Source organism: Micromonospora sp. D75 (assembly GCF_018070405.1).
GTDB classification, from domain to species: Bacteria; Actinomycetota; Actinomycetes; order Mycobacteriales; family Micromonosporaceae; genus Micromonospora; species Micromonospora chalcea.
In genome coordinates this window covers 1-14,872 of record NZ_JAGPXV010000073.1, presented here as the reverse complement: position 1 = coordinate 14,872, position 14,872 = coordinate 1, and the positions used below count along the sequence as shown (strand labels likewise).

17 protein-coding genes and 1 pseudogene are annotated in these 14,872 nt (G+C 72.9%); 9 read left to right on the top strand and 9 right to left on the bottom strand.

All coding sequences use genetic code 11. The annotated features are described in order from the left end of the window. Together KBX39_RS07280 and trxA are read right to left on the bottom strand one after the other, a co-directional pair. Positions 1-256: pseudogene (locus KBX39_RS07280) on the bottom strand (hypothetical protein); the annotation flags it as partial. Positions 257-396: 140 nt separating this feature from the next. Continuing rightward, a complete protein-coding gene (gene trxA, locus KBX39_RS07275; protein ID WP_018789069.1) occupies positions 397-759 on the bottom strand; it encodes a thioredoxin in 363 nt (120 codons plus the stop codon). A gap of 528 nt (positions 760-1,287) precedes the next feature. Here trxA and KBX39_RS07270 point away from each other — a divergent pair. The 9 genes from KBX39_RS07270 (at position 1,288) to KBX39_RS07230 (ending at position 7,875) form a co-directional block, all read left to right on the top strand. Then, positions 1,288-1,821: a MaoC family dehydratase gene (locus KBX39_RS07270; RefSeq protein ID WP_338013367.1), complete on the top strand. Its 534-nt coding sequence runs from the start codon at positions 1,288-1,290 to the stop codon at positions 1,819-1,821. Positions 1,822-1,916: 95 nt separating this feature from the next. After that, on the top strand, positions 1,917-2,408 hold the full coding sequence (locus KBX39_RS07265; RefSeq protein WP_043330668.1) for a hypothetical protein: 492 nt from the start codon (positions 1,917-1,919) through the stop codon (positions 2,406-2,408). Positions 2,409-2,442: 34 nt separating this feature from the next. Further along, complete coding sequence (locus KBX39_RS07260; RefSeq protein ID WP_043326883.1) at positions 2,443-3,066, top strand: RNA methyltransferase; 624 nt, start codon at positions 2,443-2,445, stop codon at positions 3,064-3,066. A 99-nt stretch (positions 3,067-3,165) separates the two neighbouring features. Then, positions 3,166-3,852 (top strand): TFIIB-type zinc ribbon-containing protein, encoded by a 687-nt coding sequence (locus tag KBX39_RS07255; protein ID WP_307189064.1) that lies wholly within the window; start codon positions 3,166-3,168, stop codon positions 3,850-3,852. Positions 3,853-3,969: 117 nt separating this feature from the next. Next, a complete protein-coding gene (locus KBX39_RS07250) occupies positions 3,970-4,128 on the top strand; it encodes a hypothetical protein (protein ID WP_013283898.1) in 159 nt (52 codons plus the stop codon). Between the two features lie 6 nt (positions 4,129-4,134). After that, complete coding sequence (locus KBX39_RS07245) at positions 4,135-4,989, top strand: PH domain-containing protein (protein ID WP_043326880.1); 855 nt, start codon at positions 4,135-4,137, stop codon at positions 4,987-4,989. A 93-nt stretch (positions 4,990-5,082) separates the two neighbouring features. Further along, on the top strand, positions 5,083-5,775 hold the full coding sequence (locus KBX39_RS07240) for a SigE family RNA polymerase sigma factor (RefSeq protein ID WP_043326878.1): 693 nt from the start codon (positions 5,083-5,085) through the stop codon (positions 5,773-5,775). Then, a complete protein-coding gene (locus tag KBX39_RS07235) occupies positions 5,772-7,049 on the top strand; it encodes a hypothetical protein (protein ID WP_210869706.1) in 1,278 nt (425 codons plus the stop codon). The genes KBX39_RS07240 and KBX39_RS07235 overlap by 4 nt, the downstream gene beginning before the upstream one ends. A 10-nt stretch (positions 7,050-7,059) precedes the next feature. Further along, on the top strand, positions 7,060-7,875 hold the full coding sequence (locus KBX39_RS07230) for a PHP domain-containing protein (protein WP_312246652.1): 816 nt from the start codon (positions 7,060-7,062) through the stop codon (positions 7,873-7,875). 9 nt (positions 7,876-7,884) lie between these two features. On the opposite strand, the gene KBX39_RS07220 is transcribed toward KBX39_RS07230, so the two are convergent. The 7 genes from KBX39_RS07220 to KBX39_RS07190 form a co-directional block, all read right to left on the bottom strand. Further along, entirely contained in the window at positions 7,885-8,805 is a 921-nt protein-coding gene (locus KBX39_RS07220) for a carbohydrate ABC transporter permease (protein WP_210869704.1), read from the bottom strand. Beyond that, positions 8,802-9,827 (bottom strand): sugar ABC transporter permease, encoded by a 1,026-nt coding sequence (locus tag KBX39_RS07215; protein ID WP_210869702.1) that lies wholly within the window; start codon positions 9,825-9,827, stop codon positions 8,802-8,804. The genes KBX39_RS07220 and KBX39_RS07215 overlap by 4 nt, the downstream gene beginning before the upstream one ends. Beyond that, positions 9,824-11,503 (bottom strand): extracellular solute-binding protein, encoded by a 1,680-nt coding sequence (locus KBX39_RS07210; RefSeq protein ID WP_043323449.1) that lies wholly within the window; start codon positions 11,501-11,503, stop codon positions 9,824-9,826. The genes KBX39_RS07215 and KBX39_RS07210 overlap by 4 nt, the downstream gene beginning before the upstream one ends. Before the next feature lie 107 nt (positions 11,504-11,610). Beyond that, complete coding sequence (locus tag KBX39_RS07205) at positions 11,611-12,300, bottom strand: RibD family protein (RefSeq protein WP_043323447.1); 690 nt, start codon at positions 12,298-12,300, stop codon at positions 11,611-11,613. Beyond that, entirely contained in the window at positions 12,297-12,926 is a 630-nt protein-coding gene (gene ribA / locus KBX39_RS07200; protein WP_030499246.1) for a GTP cyclohydrolase II, read from the bottom strand. The genes KBX39_RS07205 and ribA overlap by 4 nt, the downstream gene beginning before the upstream one ends. 69 nt (positions 12,927-12,995) lie before the next feature. Next, positions 12,996-13,892: a lysylphosphatidylglycerol synthase transmembrane domain-containing protein gene (locus KBX39_RS07195; protein ID WP_247659950.1), complete on the bottom strand. Its 897-nt coding sequence runs from the start codon at positions 13,890-13,892 to the stop codon at positions 12,996-12,998. A 147-nt stretch (positions 13,893-14,039) separates the two neighbouring features. Continuing rightward, positions 14,040-14,849, bottom strand: coding sequence for a class I SAM-dependent methyltransferase (locus tag KBX39_RS07190; RefSeq protein WP_210869698.1), 810 nt, complete (start codon positions 14,847-14,849; stop codon positions 14,040-14,042). Between the last annotated feature and the right edge of the window lie 23 nt (positions 14,850-14,872).

Below are 14,872 nucleotides of genomic sequence, written 5' to 3'. Positions count from 1 at the left end.
GGGCCCGCCCCGCCCGGGCGCGGCGGATGCCGGTGGCGTCCTGGCCGAGCGGGACCACCGCGCCGGTGCGGTCCACGCCCTCGACCCGGGTGTCCGGGGCGGGCGCGTTCGGCGGGTCGGAGGTGGAGTACATCCGGAACGGCCCGAACGGGAAGTCGTCGTCGGTGCCGCGCACGGTGCCCAGGAGCAGCAGCGCCAGGCCGAGCAGGGTGGCGCCCACTCGGACCGCGCGCCCGCGGGCGGTCAAGGTCTCCATCGCATGGTGACGATACGGGAGTGAAGCGGCCGAAAGTGTCCCTCAGTCGGCCATTCCTCACTGTCCGTCCCGGCGGTGCGGCGGGCGTGGAAACGCCGCCGGCCGGCCCCTGGCGGGGTCGTCCGGCGGCGTCGGGTACGTCAGTGGTTGTGCTCGGCCAGCTTCTTGCGGACGTCGTCCATGTCCAGCGCCTGGACCTGCTCGATCAGGTTCTCCAGCGCGGACTCCGGCAGCGCGCCCGGCTGGGCGAACACGATCACGCCGTCACGGATCGCCATGATCGTCGGGATGGAGCTGATGTTGAACTTCGCCGCCAGCTCCTGCTGCGCCTCGGTGTCGACCTTGCCGAAGGCGATGTCCGGGTGCTTCTCCGAGGACCGCTCGTAGACCGGGGCGAAGCGCTTGCACGGGCCGCACCAGTCCGCCCAGAAGTCGAGCAGGACGATCCCGTCCTGGCCGGTCACCTCGTCAAAGTTGGCCGTGGTCAGCTCAACCGTTGCCATTGCTCTCTCCGATCACCGCGGATTGTCGTACGCCCGGTGGAACCAGGGTCAGTCCGTCCGAATTCCCGGCACCGTGGGGACGAAACGCACAGCGCCCGGACGGTGACCCTGGGCACATCGAACTCTATCTGTGCGGGCCGCTCGTGCGGAACGCAAATGCATGCCGCACTTGCGTGACGGGACGTGATGGGAGCGTTTCCAGGGAGATCACGCACAGTTCTGGCTACGAATCAGTAACTTCGGGCTTGACGAGCATCTATCCAGCCTGCGGAGATCGCTTACCGACAGTGCGTCGGTGACTTTCCGTAGTGTTACGAAAAGGTAAATGTGACCTCCGTCTCTGTTGATGTGGTGCGCCGTACGGCAGAATTCTTCGCATCAGAGCGTGGGCGGCGGGTGCCGGGGAGGGCCCCGCCGCTCATTGCGTCCGGACCTCGGTGGCCCCCGGTGTGACATTTCCGCCGCGCGAGCGCCCCGCACCTCGCCTTAACAAGCGATAAGGCATGCTGTGCCGAACTCCATCGCCGCCTGTCGAAGGGGACAAGGATGCAGTTCGGCCGCTACTACGAGGAGTTCGAGGTCGGCGCGGTCTACCGGCACTGGCCGGGCAAGACGGTCACCGAGTACGACGACCACCTCTTCTGCCTGCTCACCATGAACCACCACCCGCTGCACATGGACGCGCACTACGCCGAGTCCGCCTCGCAGTTCAAGCGCAACGTGGTGGTCGGCAACTACATCTACTCGCTGCTGCTCGGCATGTCCGTGCCGGACGTCAGCGGCAAGGCGATCGCCAACCTGGAGATCGAGTCGCTGCGGCACGTCGCGCCGACGTTCCACGGCGACACCATCTACGGCGAGACGACGGTCCTGGACAAGCGGGAGTCGGCCTCCAAGCCCGACCGGGGCGTGGTCGCCGTCGAGACCCGCGGCTACAACCAGGACGGCACGCTGGTCTGCGTGTTCCGCCGCAAGGTCATGGTCCCCAAGAAGGAGTACGCGGCCGCCGCCGTCCCGGACGGCGTCGACCCGGAGCGTCCCAGCTTTCCCGAGCCGCGCTGACCCGCGTCCGTCCGGCTCACCGGGCCTCGTTCTCCGTTCGGCGGGGACGGGGCCCGGATCTCGTCCGGAGGCATATGCTCGGGCTGGAGGTGCCCATGAGCCACTCCGAAGCCGTAGAGCCGCCTTCCGCCGGTCGCCGCGCCGCGCCGCTCACCACCGCCGCGTACTCCGCGACGGAGTGGGACCTGCTCACCGACCTGCCCGGCCGCGTGCTGGTCGCCGCCGCGGCGCCCGGGCCCGGGCGTCCGCCGCGCGGTGTCGCCGCCGGCCTCGCCGGTCTGGACGCGGTGGCCGCCGGACGCGCCTTCGACAGTGATCTCGTCCGCGCCGTGGTGGCCGCCATCTACGCCCGCCACGACGGCGCAACCGAGCGGGACGAGCGCCTGACCGACCTGGTCGACCTGCTGGCCGCCGCCCGGGCCGCGGTACGGGTGCTGCGCCGCCGCGCCGATCCGGCCGACTCGGCGGCGTACCGGCAGTGGGTGGAGTCGGTCGCCGCCCGCGTGTGCCGCGCCGGGCAGACCACGCCGAGTCCCGCCGACCGGCGTTTCCTCGACCGGCTGGGCGGCGCGCTCGACCTGCGCTGACGCGCGGCGCCGCCGGGCCGTACCCTCGGCAACCGTGACCGACGACCAGCTCGACGTGGGTGTGGGGCCGTGGCCCGGTGACCCGCCGGACGACCCGCGCTACGACCCGGAGCTGCTCGTCGCCGGTGACCGGCGCAACGTGGTGGACCGGTACCGCTACTGGCGGCGCGAGGCGGTCGTGGCCGATCTGGACCGGCGGCGGCACGAGTTCCACGTGGCGATCGAGAACTGGCAGCACGACTTCAACATCGGGACCGTGGTCCGCAACGCCAACGCCTTCCTCGCCGCCGAGGTGCACATCGTCGGGCGGCGGCGGTGGAACCGCCGGGGCGCCATGGTGACCGACCGCTACCAGCACGTCCGGCACCATCCGACGATCGAGGAGTTCGTCGCCTGGGCGCGGGACGAGAGCCTGCCGGTGGTCGGGATCGACAACCTGCCCGGCTCACGGCCGATGGAGACCGCCGTGCTGCCGCGCCGCTGCGTGCTCCTCTTCGGTCAGGAGGGACCCGGCCTGTCCCCGGTGGCGCGGTCGGCCTGCGACGCGCTCTTCTCGATCGCCCAGTACGGCTCGACCCGGTCCATCAACGCGGGCGTGGCCAGCGGCATCGCCATGCACGCCTGGATCCGGTCGTACGCCGGGCCGCCGCCGGACTGACGCCGCGGTTCCACCACCGGACGGAAATCCCACGCCGGTCGGCCCGCCCCGCTTGACGCCCCGCCGTGCGGGGGCGACGGTGAGGGTGTGACTGTCGCGGTGAGTTGTCCGAGATGCGCCGGGCCGGTACGCGAGCCGGACCTGATGCACGCCGAGCACCGGTGCCTGCGCTGCGGCCCGGTCGCGCCGCTGCACGTGCCCGAGCGCATCAACGACGAGATCATGGCCAGCGTGGTCGAGCGGATGGCGGCCGACCCCGACCCGACCGGCCGGCTCCGGATGCCGCTGTGGTGCCCGTGGCCGCTCCCACCGGGTTGGACGCTCACCGGCGTGGCCTGGGCGGGCGACGAACGCGCTGGAGTCCGGGCCACGCTGGTCGCCTGCGCCGGACCGGCCCCGCTGGACGGTGGACCGGCCGACCTGATCTTCGTCGCCGAGGAACCCGGCATCGGTCTCGGTTCCCGCTTCGCGGGACTGCCCGGCCCCGATCCCGGTCCCCAGGTGGAGGAGGCGTTGACCGATCCCGGCCCTGGTCATCCCGAGCGGCTGCCGCACGCGAAGATCCGCGTTGGCGGCCATCCGACTCCACTGTGGCTCGTACGCTCCGAAACGGATCGAAGCGCGTACGCCGGCGAGGCTCGGGGAATGTGGCTCCATGCGATAGCCTGGCCGGCGAGTGCGGGTCACCTCCTCGCGGAAGAAGTCGTGCTGCACGACCTCACCGAGTGGACACCGCCCGAACTCGTGTACGGCGCACCGTCTCCGTACCTGCACGGACGGGCCTGACCGCCCGCACCGGTGAGTCGGAGAGCGGACGCAGATATTCACGGTAAGACACCATGCTGATACTCTGGGTGCCGCTGCGGTAAACGGACCCGGCGCCGCGCGAGAGGATGGCCCGCTATGGTCAAGAAGGTCCTCACCTGGGCCGGCATCGCATTCTTGATCTTCTTCGTTGCGTACCGGCCCAACTCCGCCGCCGACGTCTTCAAGTCTCTCGGCGGCGGCATCATGGACATCGCGCAGGGCTTCGGCGACTTCTTCACCAACCTCGTCGCCTAGCCGCCCATGGGAAGCCCCTCCGGTCCACCCTTCGACCCGGACGACCCCGACCGGGCACGCCGGGAGCGCGACACCGAGCCGATCCCCCGGATCGACCCGGACGAGCCGCCCAGCGCCTACGGCCCCGGCCCGTACGCGGACGCGGACGACGCCGGCTACGGCAGCGCGTACACCGGTGAGGGGCGGTCCGGCCGGGCCTGGGCACGGGATCCGGACGGCTTCCCGGACCAGCCGATCTCCGAGGAGGAGCTGGCCGGGCTGCGGTCCGACGCCACCGGCATGGCACCCCGCCGGGTGCTGCCGTTGGAGGACGAGCCCAGCTCGCTCGTGGCGCGTTACCTCTTCCCCACCGAGCGCTACCGGGGCGAGTGGAAGCGGCACTGGATCCACCTCACCACCCCGATCATCGTCGGCGTGGCGGCCACGTTCGTGCTCGGCTACCTCTCCGGCTTCCTCGCCGGGCGGGACGTCGGCGCGCTGACCACCGTCGCCGTGCTGCTCTGGTTCGGCGTGATGGGCTGGGTCGCCTGGAAGGTCGCCGACTGGTGGTACGACCGGTTCATCCTCACCAACAAGCGGGTGATGGTGGTCAACGGGATCATCACCCGCCAGGTCGCGATGATGCCGCTCACCCGGGTCACCGACATGAAGTACGAGCAGAGCCCGACCGGCCGCGCGCTCAACTACGGCACGTTCGTGCTGGAGTCCGCCGGCCAGGAACAGGCACTCCGGGTGATCAAGAACTTGCCCAACCCGAACGAGCTCTACCTGCGCGTGGTCGAGGAGATGTACGAGCCGCAGGCGGTCGAGGCACGGCTGGGCAAGGAGGCCGACGAGGCGAAGGCCGACGACGGAGCTTGAAAGTTTTCGTCCGAACATCGGATGAACTGCACACCTTCCGCCATCGACCTGACCGACCGGGCCGTGGCATCCTGCCAGGCAGGACGGGGGGAGATGAGCGTGGTGAGCAGAGATCCGCTGGAGGAGGAGTTCCGCGAATTCGTCGCGGCCCGGTCCGGCGCGCTGCTGCGCACCGCCTACCTGCTCGCCGGTGACTGGGCCACCGCCGAGGACCTGCTCCAGACCGCGCTCACGAAGACCTACCTGGCCTGGAAGCGGCTCGGCGGGATCGAGGCCATCGAGCCGTACGCCCGCCGGGTCCTGGTCAACACGTCCACCAGCTGGTGGCGGCGCCGCTGGCACGGCGAGCGCCCCACCGAGGTGCTGCCGGAGCACGCCGGCGTCGACGAGATCGAGCAGCAACTCGACCGGGACGCGCTCTGGCGGCACCTGCAGGCGCTGCCCGCCCGGCAGCGGGCCGTACTGGTGCTGCGCTTCTACGAGGACATGTCCGAGGCGCAGACCGCCGCGCTGCTGGAGATCTCCCCGGGCACCGTCAAGAGCCAGACCTCCCGGGCGCTCAACACGCTGCGTCGCCGCCTGGGCTCCGAGGCGGCCCTGAGCCTGCCCGAGCCCGCGTCTCCGCCGCCCGCCCCGGCCGGCCGGCCGGGGCCGCCCGCGCGCGGAAACGAGCAGTCCGTGCCCCGGACCCCGGCGCCGCGACCCGCAGCCCGGGTGCCGCAGCCGGTACCGCCACCGGCGGCCCCGGTCCGCCCCGCCGTTCCGATCCCGGCGGAGAGCCGATGACCGGCATCCGGCACGACTGTGACAACCGGACCGGTGGCCCGGAGCGTCCATTGGCCGTGAGCGACGACGAGCTGGAACGGGCGCTGCGGGAGACGCTGTCCCGCCGCGTCGCCACGTCCCGGCCGCTACCAGTCGACCCGGCCGGAGAGGTGCTGCGCCGGGCGCGCCGCACCGGCCGGCGGCGTACGCTCACCGGCCTGGCCCTGGCCGGCGTCGCCACCGTGTTCGTCACCACCGGCGTGGCCCAGTTCAGCGCCTCCGGCGGCGACGGCGGCTCCCCCACAGTCGTGCTCGGCGACCCGCCCGGGCTCACCCCGTCCCCGCTGGCCTCGGGGCCCCCGATCACCCGCTTCGGGCCGGTCCGCGCCGAACTCGACCTGCTCGTCGGCGACCGGCTGGACACCAGCGGCGGCGAACGGCGGCAGCTGACCGGGGTCAGCGGCGTCGAACGGGCGCAGCGCGTCCACGACCGCGAGGGCTGGCTGATGACCTCGGCCGCCACCGCCGCCGGTCGTACCCTCTGGTGGGTTCCGGCCAACGGCACCGCGCCGCAGGTCATGCTCGCCGCCGCGGAGGCGGTCGCGATCTCCCCGGACGGGCGGCAGGTCGCCTGGCGGGACGGCCCCGAGGTGATCGCCGCCGGGGTGGTCGCCGGGCAGCTCATCGCGCCGGTCCGGACCCCCGCGCCCGACGGCGCCGTGCCGGTCGGGTTCGCCGGCGACGCCGTGCTGATCCAGCAGCCCGGCGAGGGCGGGGTGAGCGTCTGGGAACGCGCGCTCGGTGGGCAGCCGGCGCCCGCGAACCCGGACGTGCGCGCCGTCTACGGCACCCGGCCCGACGGCCGCCTGGTCGGCCTGATCACCGCCGACCGGCCCGGGCAGCACTGCCTGGCCCTGCTCGACCCGGCCCGCGACCTCGCGCCGGTGCGTAGCGGATGCGGGGTGAAGCTGGCCGCCGACGGACTCGGCGGGGTGTCCGCCGACGGCCGGTGGCTGCTCGCGAACGGCAACGCCCGCTCCGCCCTGCTGGTCGACCTGGCCGACCCGGGCGCCTCCCCGGCCGCGCACCCGGCCGGCCCGGTGCTGGCCGGCGACGTGGCCTGGACCCACGCGGGCGTGGCGCTGCACGTGGACGCGACCGGCGGGCTGGTCCGGGTCAAGCCGGAGCGGGTGCTGGCCGGGGACCGGCCCACGGCGTCGCCTGTCGAAGGGCTGGCGCCGGGGGACCGGCCGGTGGTGGTGGCCGACGTCCCCACCGCTCCGGAAGGCGCGTAGCGTCGGGCGGGTGAGCGATCCGGCCCGCATCGACCTGCACACCCACTCCACCGCCAGCGACGGCACGCTGACCCCGCCCGAGCTGGTCCGGGCCGCCGCCGACGCCGGGCTCGACGTGGTGGCGCTCACCGACCACGACACCACCGCCGGCTGGGCGCCGGCTGTCGCCGCGCTGCCGCCCGGCCTCACCCTGATCCGCGGCGCGGAGATCTCCTGCCGCTGGTTCGGCGTCGAGCCGGCGATCCCGCTGCACCTGCTCGCGTACCTCTTCGACCCGGCCGAGCCGGAACTGGCCGCGGAGCTGGCCCGGGTCCGGCAGGCCCGCGAGGAACGCGGCGAGCGCATCGTGCGGCTGCTCCAGGCCGACGGCATCCAGGTGAGCTGGACGGAGATCCTGGCCGGCGCGGACGGCGGCACCGTGGGCCGCCCGCACATCGCGCAGGCGCTGATCCGGGCCGGACTGGTCGCCACCACGAGCGAGGCGTTCGGGCCGGACTGGCTCGGCGAGCGGTACCGGCTGCCCAAGGACGACATCGAGGTGTTCCGCGCGGTGGCGCTGGTGCGGGCGGCCGGCGGCGTGCCCGTCTTCGCCCACCCGAGAGCCAGCCGGCGCGGCCGGATCGTGCCCGACGAGCTGATCGCGGACCTGGCCGCGGCCGGCATGACGATGGTCGTGGTGACGCACGAGATGGGGTTCGCGCGCAGCGTCGCCGACACGGTGGCGTTCATGGACGCGGGCGTGGTGCTGGAGTCCGGCCCGCCGGAGGCGGTGTTCGAGGCGCCGGAGCACCCGCGGCTGCGACGCTTCCTGTCCCAGGTTCTGTGACCGGCCGCCTCAGCCCTTCACCGCGCCGATCAGCACGCCCTTGACGAAGTGCCGCTGGATGAACGGGTAGACGGCGACGATCGGCGCGACGGTCAGCACCACCACCGCCATCTTGACCGCCTCGGTCGGCGGCATGGTCACCCCGCTGCTGCCGCCGGAGGTGTGCGGGGCCTGCCCGGCCAGCAGGTAGCTCTGCAGCACCCGCTGGATCGGGTACATGTCGTTGCGGTCGATGAACAGCAGCGCGTCGAACCAGACGTTCCAGTAGCTGACCGCGTAGAACAGGCCGACCACGGCGATGACCGCGCGGGACAGCGGCAGCACGATGCGCGCGAGCGTACGGAAGTCGCTCGCGCCGTCGATGCGGGCGCTGTCCAGCAGTTCCGACGGGATGCGCTGGAAGAACGCGCGCTCGCCGACCTGGGTGAACACGCTGATCGCCGGTGGCAGGACCAGCGCCCAGATGGTGTCCTTCAGGCCCAGCCCGGTGACCACCAGGTAGCGGGGCACCAGCGGCGGGTAGACCAGGAACGGGATCAGGAAGTACGCCAGCAGCCAGCGGTGCCCCAGCGAGCCCGGCCGGGACAGCCCGTACGCGGCGAGCACGGTGACCGTCAGCGCGATGGCGGTGCCGATCACCGTGACGAGCGTGCTGATCCAGAGGGCCCGGGTGACAGCACCCCCGGCGAAGATCGTCTCGTACGCGGACGTGTCGATGCCCCGGGGCACGACCACCAGGCCGCCGGCCCGCGCGATGGTCTCCCGCGAGGACAGGCTGGTCACCAGGATCACCCAGAGCGGGAACAGCACGCCCGCCACGAGCACTGTGAGCACGACGGCCTTGAGGCCCTGCCCGACCGGGGTGGGCGGTTCCTGCCACACCGGCCGGCGGGATCGGTCGCCGGCGACCCGGCGGATCAGCGTGGTCATGACTTGGAGTAGATCCCTCGTTCGCCGAGCATGTGCGCCACCCGGTTGGCGGCCAGGATCAGCACCAGCCCGATGACGGCCTTGAACAGTCCGGCCGCGGCGCCGTACCCGTAGTTCCCGGTGGCGATGGAGAAGTGGTAGACGAAGGTGTCGAGCACCTCGGCGGCCTGCCGGCCGACGGCGTCGCGTTGCAGCAGGAACTGCTCGAAGCCGACTGAGAGCGCGTCGCCCAGGCGCAGGATGAGCAGCAGCACGATCACCGGTCGCAGACCGGGCAGCGTGATGTGCCACAGCCGCCGCCACCGGCCGGCGCCGTCGGCGGCGGCGGCCTCGTAGAGGTTCTGGTCGATGGTGGACAGCGCGGCCAGGAAGACGATGGTGCCCCAGCCGACGTCCTTCCACACCGCCTCGACGGTGACCAGCACGATGAACGTGTCCGGGTTGGTCATCACGTTCCACGGCTGCATCCCGGCGTCGCGCATGGTCTGGGCGAGCAGCCCCGCGCCGCCGAGCATCGCCACGAAGAACGTGACCACCAGCACCCAGCTGAAGAAGTGCGGCAGGTAGACGATGGTCTGGATGAGCCCGCGCAGCCGGCTGGACAGCAGGTTGTGCAGCGCGATGGCCAGCAGGATCGGCAGCGGGAAGAAGAAGACGAGCTGGAACGCGGTGATCGCCAGCGTGTTGCGGAACGCGTCCCAGAACGCCGGGTCGGAGAACAGCAGCTGGAACTGGCCGAAGCCGATCCAGTCACTGTGCACGAACGCCTGCCACGGGTTGTCGCCCAGGTAGGGGTTGTAGTCCTGGAACGCGATCACGTTGCCGGCGATCGGCAGGTAGCTGAAGACCAGCAGGATTCCGAAGCCGGGCGCCACCATGGCGAGCAGCTGCCAGTCCCGCCGCAGCCGGGTGCGCAGCGGCACCCGGCGGCGGCGGGGCGGTCGGCCGGGCGGTCGGCCGGGCGAGGCCGGGGCGTCCGGCCGGGCCCGCTCGGGCCCGGCCAGGACGGCCGGCTCGCTCATCGGCCCGCCTTGGGCAGCGCGTCGGCGAGCAGCTTCCGGGCCTCTTCGCCGCCGGCGGCCTTCCACTCCTTGACGATGGCGTCCACGTCGCTCAGCGGTCGGCGGCCGCGCAGCACGTCGGTGAACTTGTCCTCGGTGGGCACCTGGTTGGCCTTGTACGCGGCGGGCATCTCCAGCTTCACCCCGGCCCACGGGTTGGGCTCCATGTGCTTGACCATCTCGTTGGAGTACGCGAGCACGTCCGGCACGAAGCGCGGGGTGTCCGGGAACGGCCCGATGGTGGGGTTGCGGCCACTGATGAAGAAGTACTGGTTGGCGATCTCCTTGAACGCCAGGTCGGTCTTGACCGGCCCGTTCGGCGACGGGTTGTGGTGCTTGCCCGCGACGCCGAAGTCCCGCAGCTGCGCCTCCTGGCTGCCCAGCGGCGCGGAGCACCAGTTGATGATCCGCAGCAGCTCCTGGACCCGGTCCTTGCCGAGGCCCTTCTTGACGAACGTGTAGGAAATCGGCTCGTCGTCGCCCCAGACCAGCGGGTCGCCGCCGGTGGCGGAGAAGATCGGCACCGGCTGGATGTTCAGCTTGGGGTTGGTCTTCTGGTGCTCGGCCTGGGCGCCCTGCCAGAAGCCGACGCCGTCCTGGAGGAACACGATCGCGCCGTTCTTGGCGAACAGCTGCTTGGCGTCCGCGCCCCTGCTGGCCACGATGTCCGGGTGGACCAGGCCGTCCGCGTAGATCTTGGCCATCACCTCCAGCGCGCGGCGGAACTCCGGGGTCTCGTACTTGAACTCGGGGGTGCCGTCGGACTTGACCCGCCATCCGCCCTTGTGACCCGGCACCTTGTGGAACATCTGGATCATGGCGAAGACGTCGTTGAACGCCCACACCTTGCGCGCCGGGTCGGTCACCTGCTTGGCCACGGCGAGCAGGTCGTCCAGGTTCGCCGGCACGGCCAGGCCGCGCGCGTCGAGGACGTCCTTGCGGGTGAACAGCGCCCACGGGAACGGCCCGTCGGTGGGGTTGGGCACGGACATGAGCCGCTCGTTCCAGACCGCGCGCCGCCAGGCCCCGGTGGGGAAGCTCGCCAGCATCGGGTACGCGGCGGCGGCGTCGCCGCTGAGGTGGTCGGTCAGGTCCTCGAAGAGCACCTTGATGGCCTCGGCGAAGCGCGGGATCTTCTCCACCTCCCACCCCGGTACGCACAGCAGGTCCGGCACGTCGCGCGCGCCGAGCATCGCGTTGAGCTTGTCGGCGTACGTGTTGCCGTCTTGGATGGTGAAGTTGACGGGCGTGCCCAGCTCGGCGTTGACGGCCTGGAGGTAGGCGCTCTGCGCGACGCCGGGCGGCGCCGGGCCCCAGGCGGGGGTCATGGCGGTGACCTGCTTGCCGCTGGTGCCGGGCTTGTCGGTGACGGCGTCGACGAGGCTGGCCGGGTAGCGGGTGTAGCCGTCGGGCACCGGCCGGGTGCCGACGATGTCGGGCTTGATGCCGCCGGGCAGGTCCTTGTGGTTGGGCAGCAGGCCGGAGACGGCGTCGAGGTTCTGGGCGGCGCCGGTGCCGGCCGGCTTCTCCGAGCAGCCGGCGAGCAGCGGGCCGGCGGTGGTGGCGGCCACGCCGAGGCCGACCAGGCCGAGGAAGCGACGGCGGGAGGAGCCCGGGTCGGGGTGGTGCGCGGTCATCGGTCCCCCTTCGGGAAGGGATGCGCAGTGGATTAGTTCGTATGGATGGTCAACAAACTAATCACGACCGTGAGCTTGCACAAGGGTGGACCGGGCGGGACGACGGGTCAGGCCGGGCAGCGGTCGGACAACGCGTAGCGGGTGAGCACCACGTCGCCGATCTGGCGTACCTCGACCACCCGGGCCCGACGGCCCGGGTGCCACGGGAAGCGGCCGTCCCCGACGAAGCGCGGCGCCCGACGGTCCCCCACGAAGAACGGGGCGACCACCAGGTGCAGCTCGTCGGCCAGGCCGGCGGTGAGGAACTGGCGGTGCATCGAGCCGCCGCCCTCCACCATCAGGCGCGTCACGCCGCGCCCGGCCAGGTCGGCCACCACCGCCTCCGCGGTGGCCGGATCGCCCGCGTCGACCACCGTGGACACGGCGCCGACCTGCTCACGGGCCTTGTCCACCACTCCGCTCGGGCAGTACACCAGCTTGAGCCCGTCACCCATGGTGAAGAAGCGCGCCCCCGGGTCGAGGTCGCCGCTGCCGGTGACTGTCACTTTCACCGGCGACGGGGGCAGGCCGCGCGCCACCCGCTCGGCGCGCCGCCGCTCGCTGCGCACCAGCAGGCGGGGGTCGTCGCGGCGCACTGTCGCCGCGCCCACCAGGATCGCGTCGCACCCGGCCCGGGTCGCGTCGACCCGGTCCAGGTCGTCGTCGTTCGACAGCAGCAGCCGGTCGGTGGTCGCGTCGTCGATGTAGCCGTCGATCGACATCGCGCAGCTGAGCAGGACGTACGGGCGGGTGGTCACGGCACGAACGGCAGGTCGAGGGCGTGATCGGCGCGGGTCACCTTGGCCGCCAGGTAACCGGCGTTCGCCGGCGACAGGTGCACGCCGGTGGACACCCGGTCGGCCACCGTGACGCCCAGCCGTTCGAGCTGGGCCGCCTTGTCCGGGTTGTTGCTGAGCAGGGCCACCCGGTCCACGCCCAGCGCGCCGAGCATCTGCGCGGCCACCGTGTAGTCACGCTCGTCCGCGCCGCGCCCGAGCGCCAGGTTCGCCTCGTACGTGTCGAGGCCGTCGTCCTGCAGCGCGTACGCGTCGAGCTTGGCGTACAGGCCGATGCCGCGCCCCTCCTGCCGCAGGTAGAGCAGGTAGCCACCGGCCTCGGCGATGCGCTCGACCGCCTCGCGCAGCTGCGGCCCGCAGTCGCAGCGCTGGCTGCCGAACACGTCCCCGGTGAGGCACTCGCTGTGCGGGCGGACCAGCGGCGGGTCGGCGTCGACGTGTTCACCGAGCCCGAACGCCAGGTGCTCGCGCCCGTCGACGAGACCGTGGAAGGTGTGCACGCGCGCGGTCGTCACGTAACCGTCGGGGAACCGTAGCGGGACCGTCACGCGGGTCCGGACCGTCGCGGTGGGCAGGGTTTCGTCCATGGTTCTCCTGTCGTCCGGTCGCCGGGCGGACCCGGCGACGCACACCTCGCTCCCCCACCGTAGGCGGGATCACCGACAGTTGCCGGGCTCCCGCCGGGGCATCCGCCGCGCCAGCAGCACCGCGGCGCCGGGCAGGCTGGCCACCAGCACCAGCGCGCCGTACACCGTGCCGGTCGCCACACCCTGCGCGGCGGTCAGCCCGGCCGAGGCGAACGCCCACGCGGCGACTCCCTCGCGCGGGCCGAACCCGCCCACGTTGAGCGGCACCGCCATGGCCAGCAGGGCGAGCAGCGTCAACGGCAGCAGGCGGGACAGCGGGGCGTCCGTCCCGGCGGTGCGGGCGGCCACCACGAACGTGGCCAGGTGGCCGGCGAACACCACCGTCGAGGCGATCACCACACCGGCCCAGGTCCGGCGGCCCAGCACGCCGGAGCGCACGTCGGCGACCACGGTCCGGGCCGCCCGCGCCCAGCGGGACGCCCCGGAGCGGGGCACCGCGCGGGCGGCCAGCGCCAGCGCCAGCGCCAGCACGGCCAGGCCGGCCGCCAGCCACGGCAGGTACCGGCGCACCGGTGACGGGAACGCGGCGAGCAGCGCCACCGCGATGACCACCTGCACCACCTGACCGGCGGTGCGCTCCCAGACCACCGCCCGTACGCCCCGGGCCACGTCCCCGGCGTCGCGGCCGTGCCGGACCGCCCGGTGCACGTCGCCGAGCACGCCACCGGGCAGCGTCGAGTTCAGGAAGATCGCCCGGTAGCAGTGCGCCACCGCGGCGCGCATCGGCAGCCGTACGCCCAGCCCGCCGGCGACAAGCGACCAGCGCCAGGCGCAGCAGACGGTGGTGATCACGCCGATGCCGAGCGCGGCGGCCAGCGCCGGCGCGTCGATCAGGCGCAGCCCGGCCAGGAACGGACCGGTGCCCACTGACGCGACGAGCACGGCGAGCACCGCGAGCCCGAGCAGCGGACGTACCCAGGTCCGGCGCGTCCGGGCCCGGCGCGGCGGCGCGGGCGTGACAGCCGGTACGGGTCCGGCGACGGCGACGGCGACGTGTGACAAACGGTCCTCCCTTGTTCCCACCGGTTGTCACGTGCCAGCAGCCGGTACGGTTCAGCCGGCGAGCAGGTCGGCGTGGTGCAGCACCACGTCGAGCCGGCCGGCGGCGGCCTCGGCGAGCCGCCACTTCTGATACGTCGCGGCGGGCCCGGACAGATGCGGTAGTTCCTCGACCGCTGCGGCGACCCAGCCGGTGAGCCATTCGGCGGCCAGTTCCGCCTGCTCCGGGCCGAGCCGCCACGGGGTGGGGCGCACCACGACCTCGACGCCGTGACGGGAGAACGCGGCCACGGCGGCGTCCACGGCGTCCGGCCCGAGCAGCGCCCGGCCGTCGACGGTGCGCCGCTGGTGGGCGTTGAACGCGGCGCTCAGCTCGGCGTCGAGCGGGTCGGGCGGGGTGAACTCGGCCCGCCCGGTGACGGTGAGCGCGAACAGCGTCGGGTGCCCGGCGCAGGCCGCCGCCATCCGCCCGACCTCCTCGGCGGTGAGCATGTCCAGCAGCGCGGACGCGGTGACCAGGTGCGCGCCGGCCAGGTCGGCGGCGGTCAGCCGGGTGATGTCCGAGTCGAGCGTCGTCACGGTGACCTCGGCCCCGTCGGCGGCGGTGAGCCGCGCCGAGCGGGCCAGCGCCAGCAGGTCCCGGTCGCGTTCGTGCAGCACCCAGCGTTGCGGGCCGGGCAGCCGGGGCGCGAGCCAGCGGGCCATCGAGCCGGTGCCGCTGCCCAGGTCGTGCACGACGAGCGGCCGGCCGGCGGGCATCCGGTCGCGGACCGCGTCGGCCAGCTCGGCGCTGCGCGCCGCCGCGTCGGCGGGCTCTCGCAGCCGCAGCCAGTCCGCGAAGCCGGGCGGGAGTGAGGTGGTCATGCCGCGGTCGCCTCCGTCAGCGC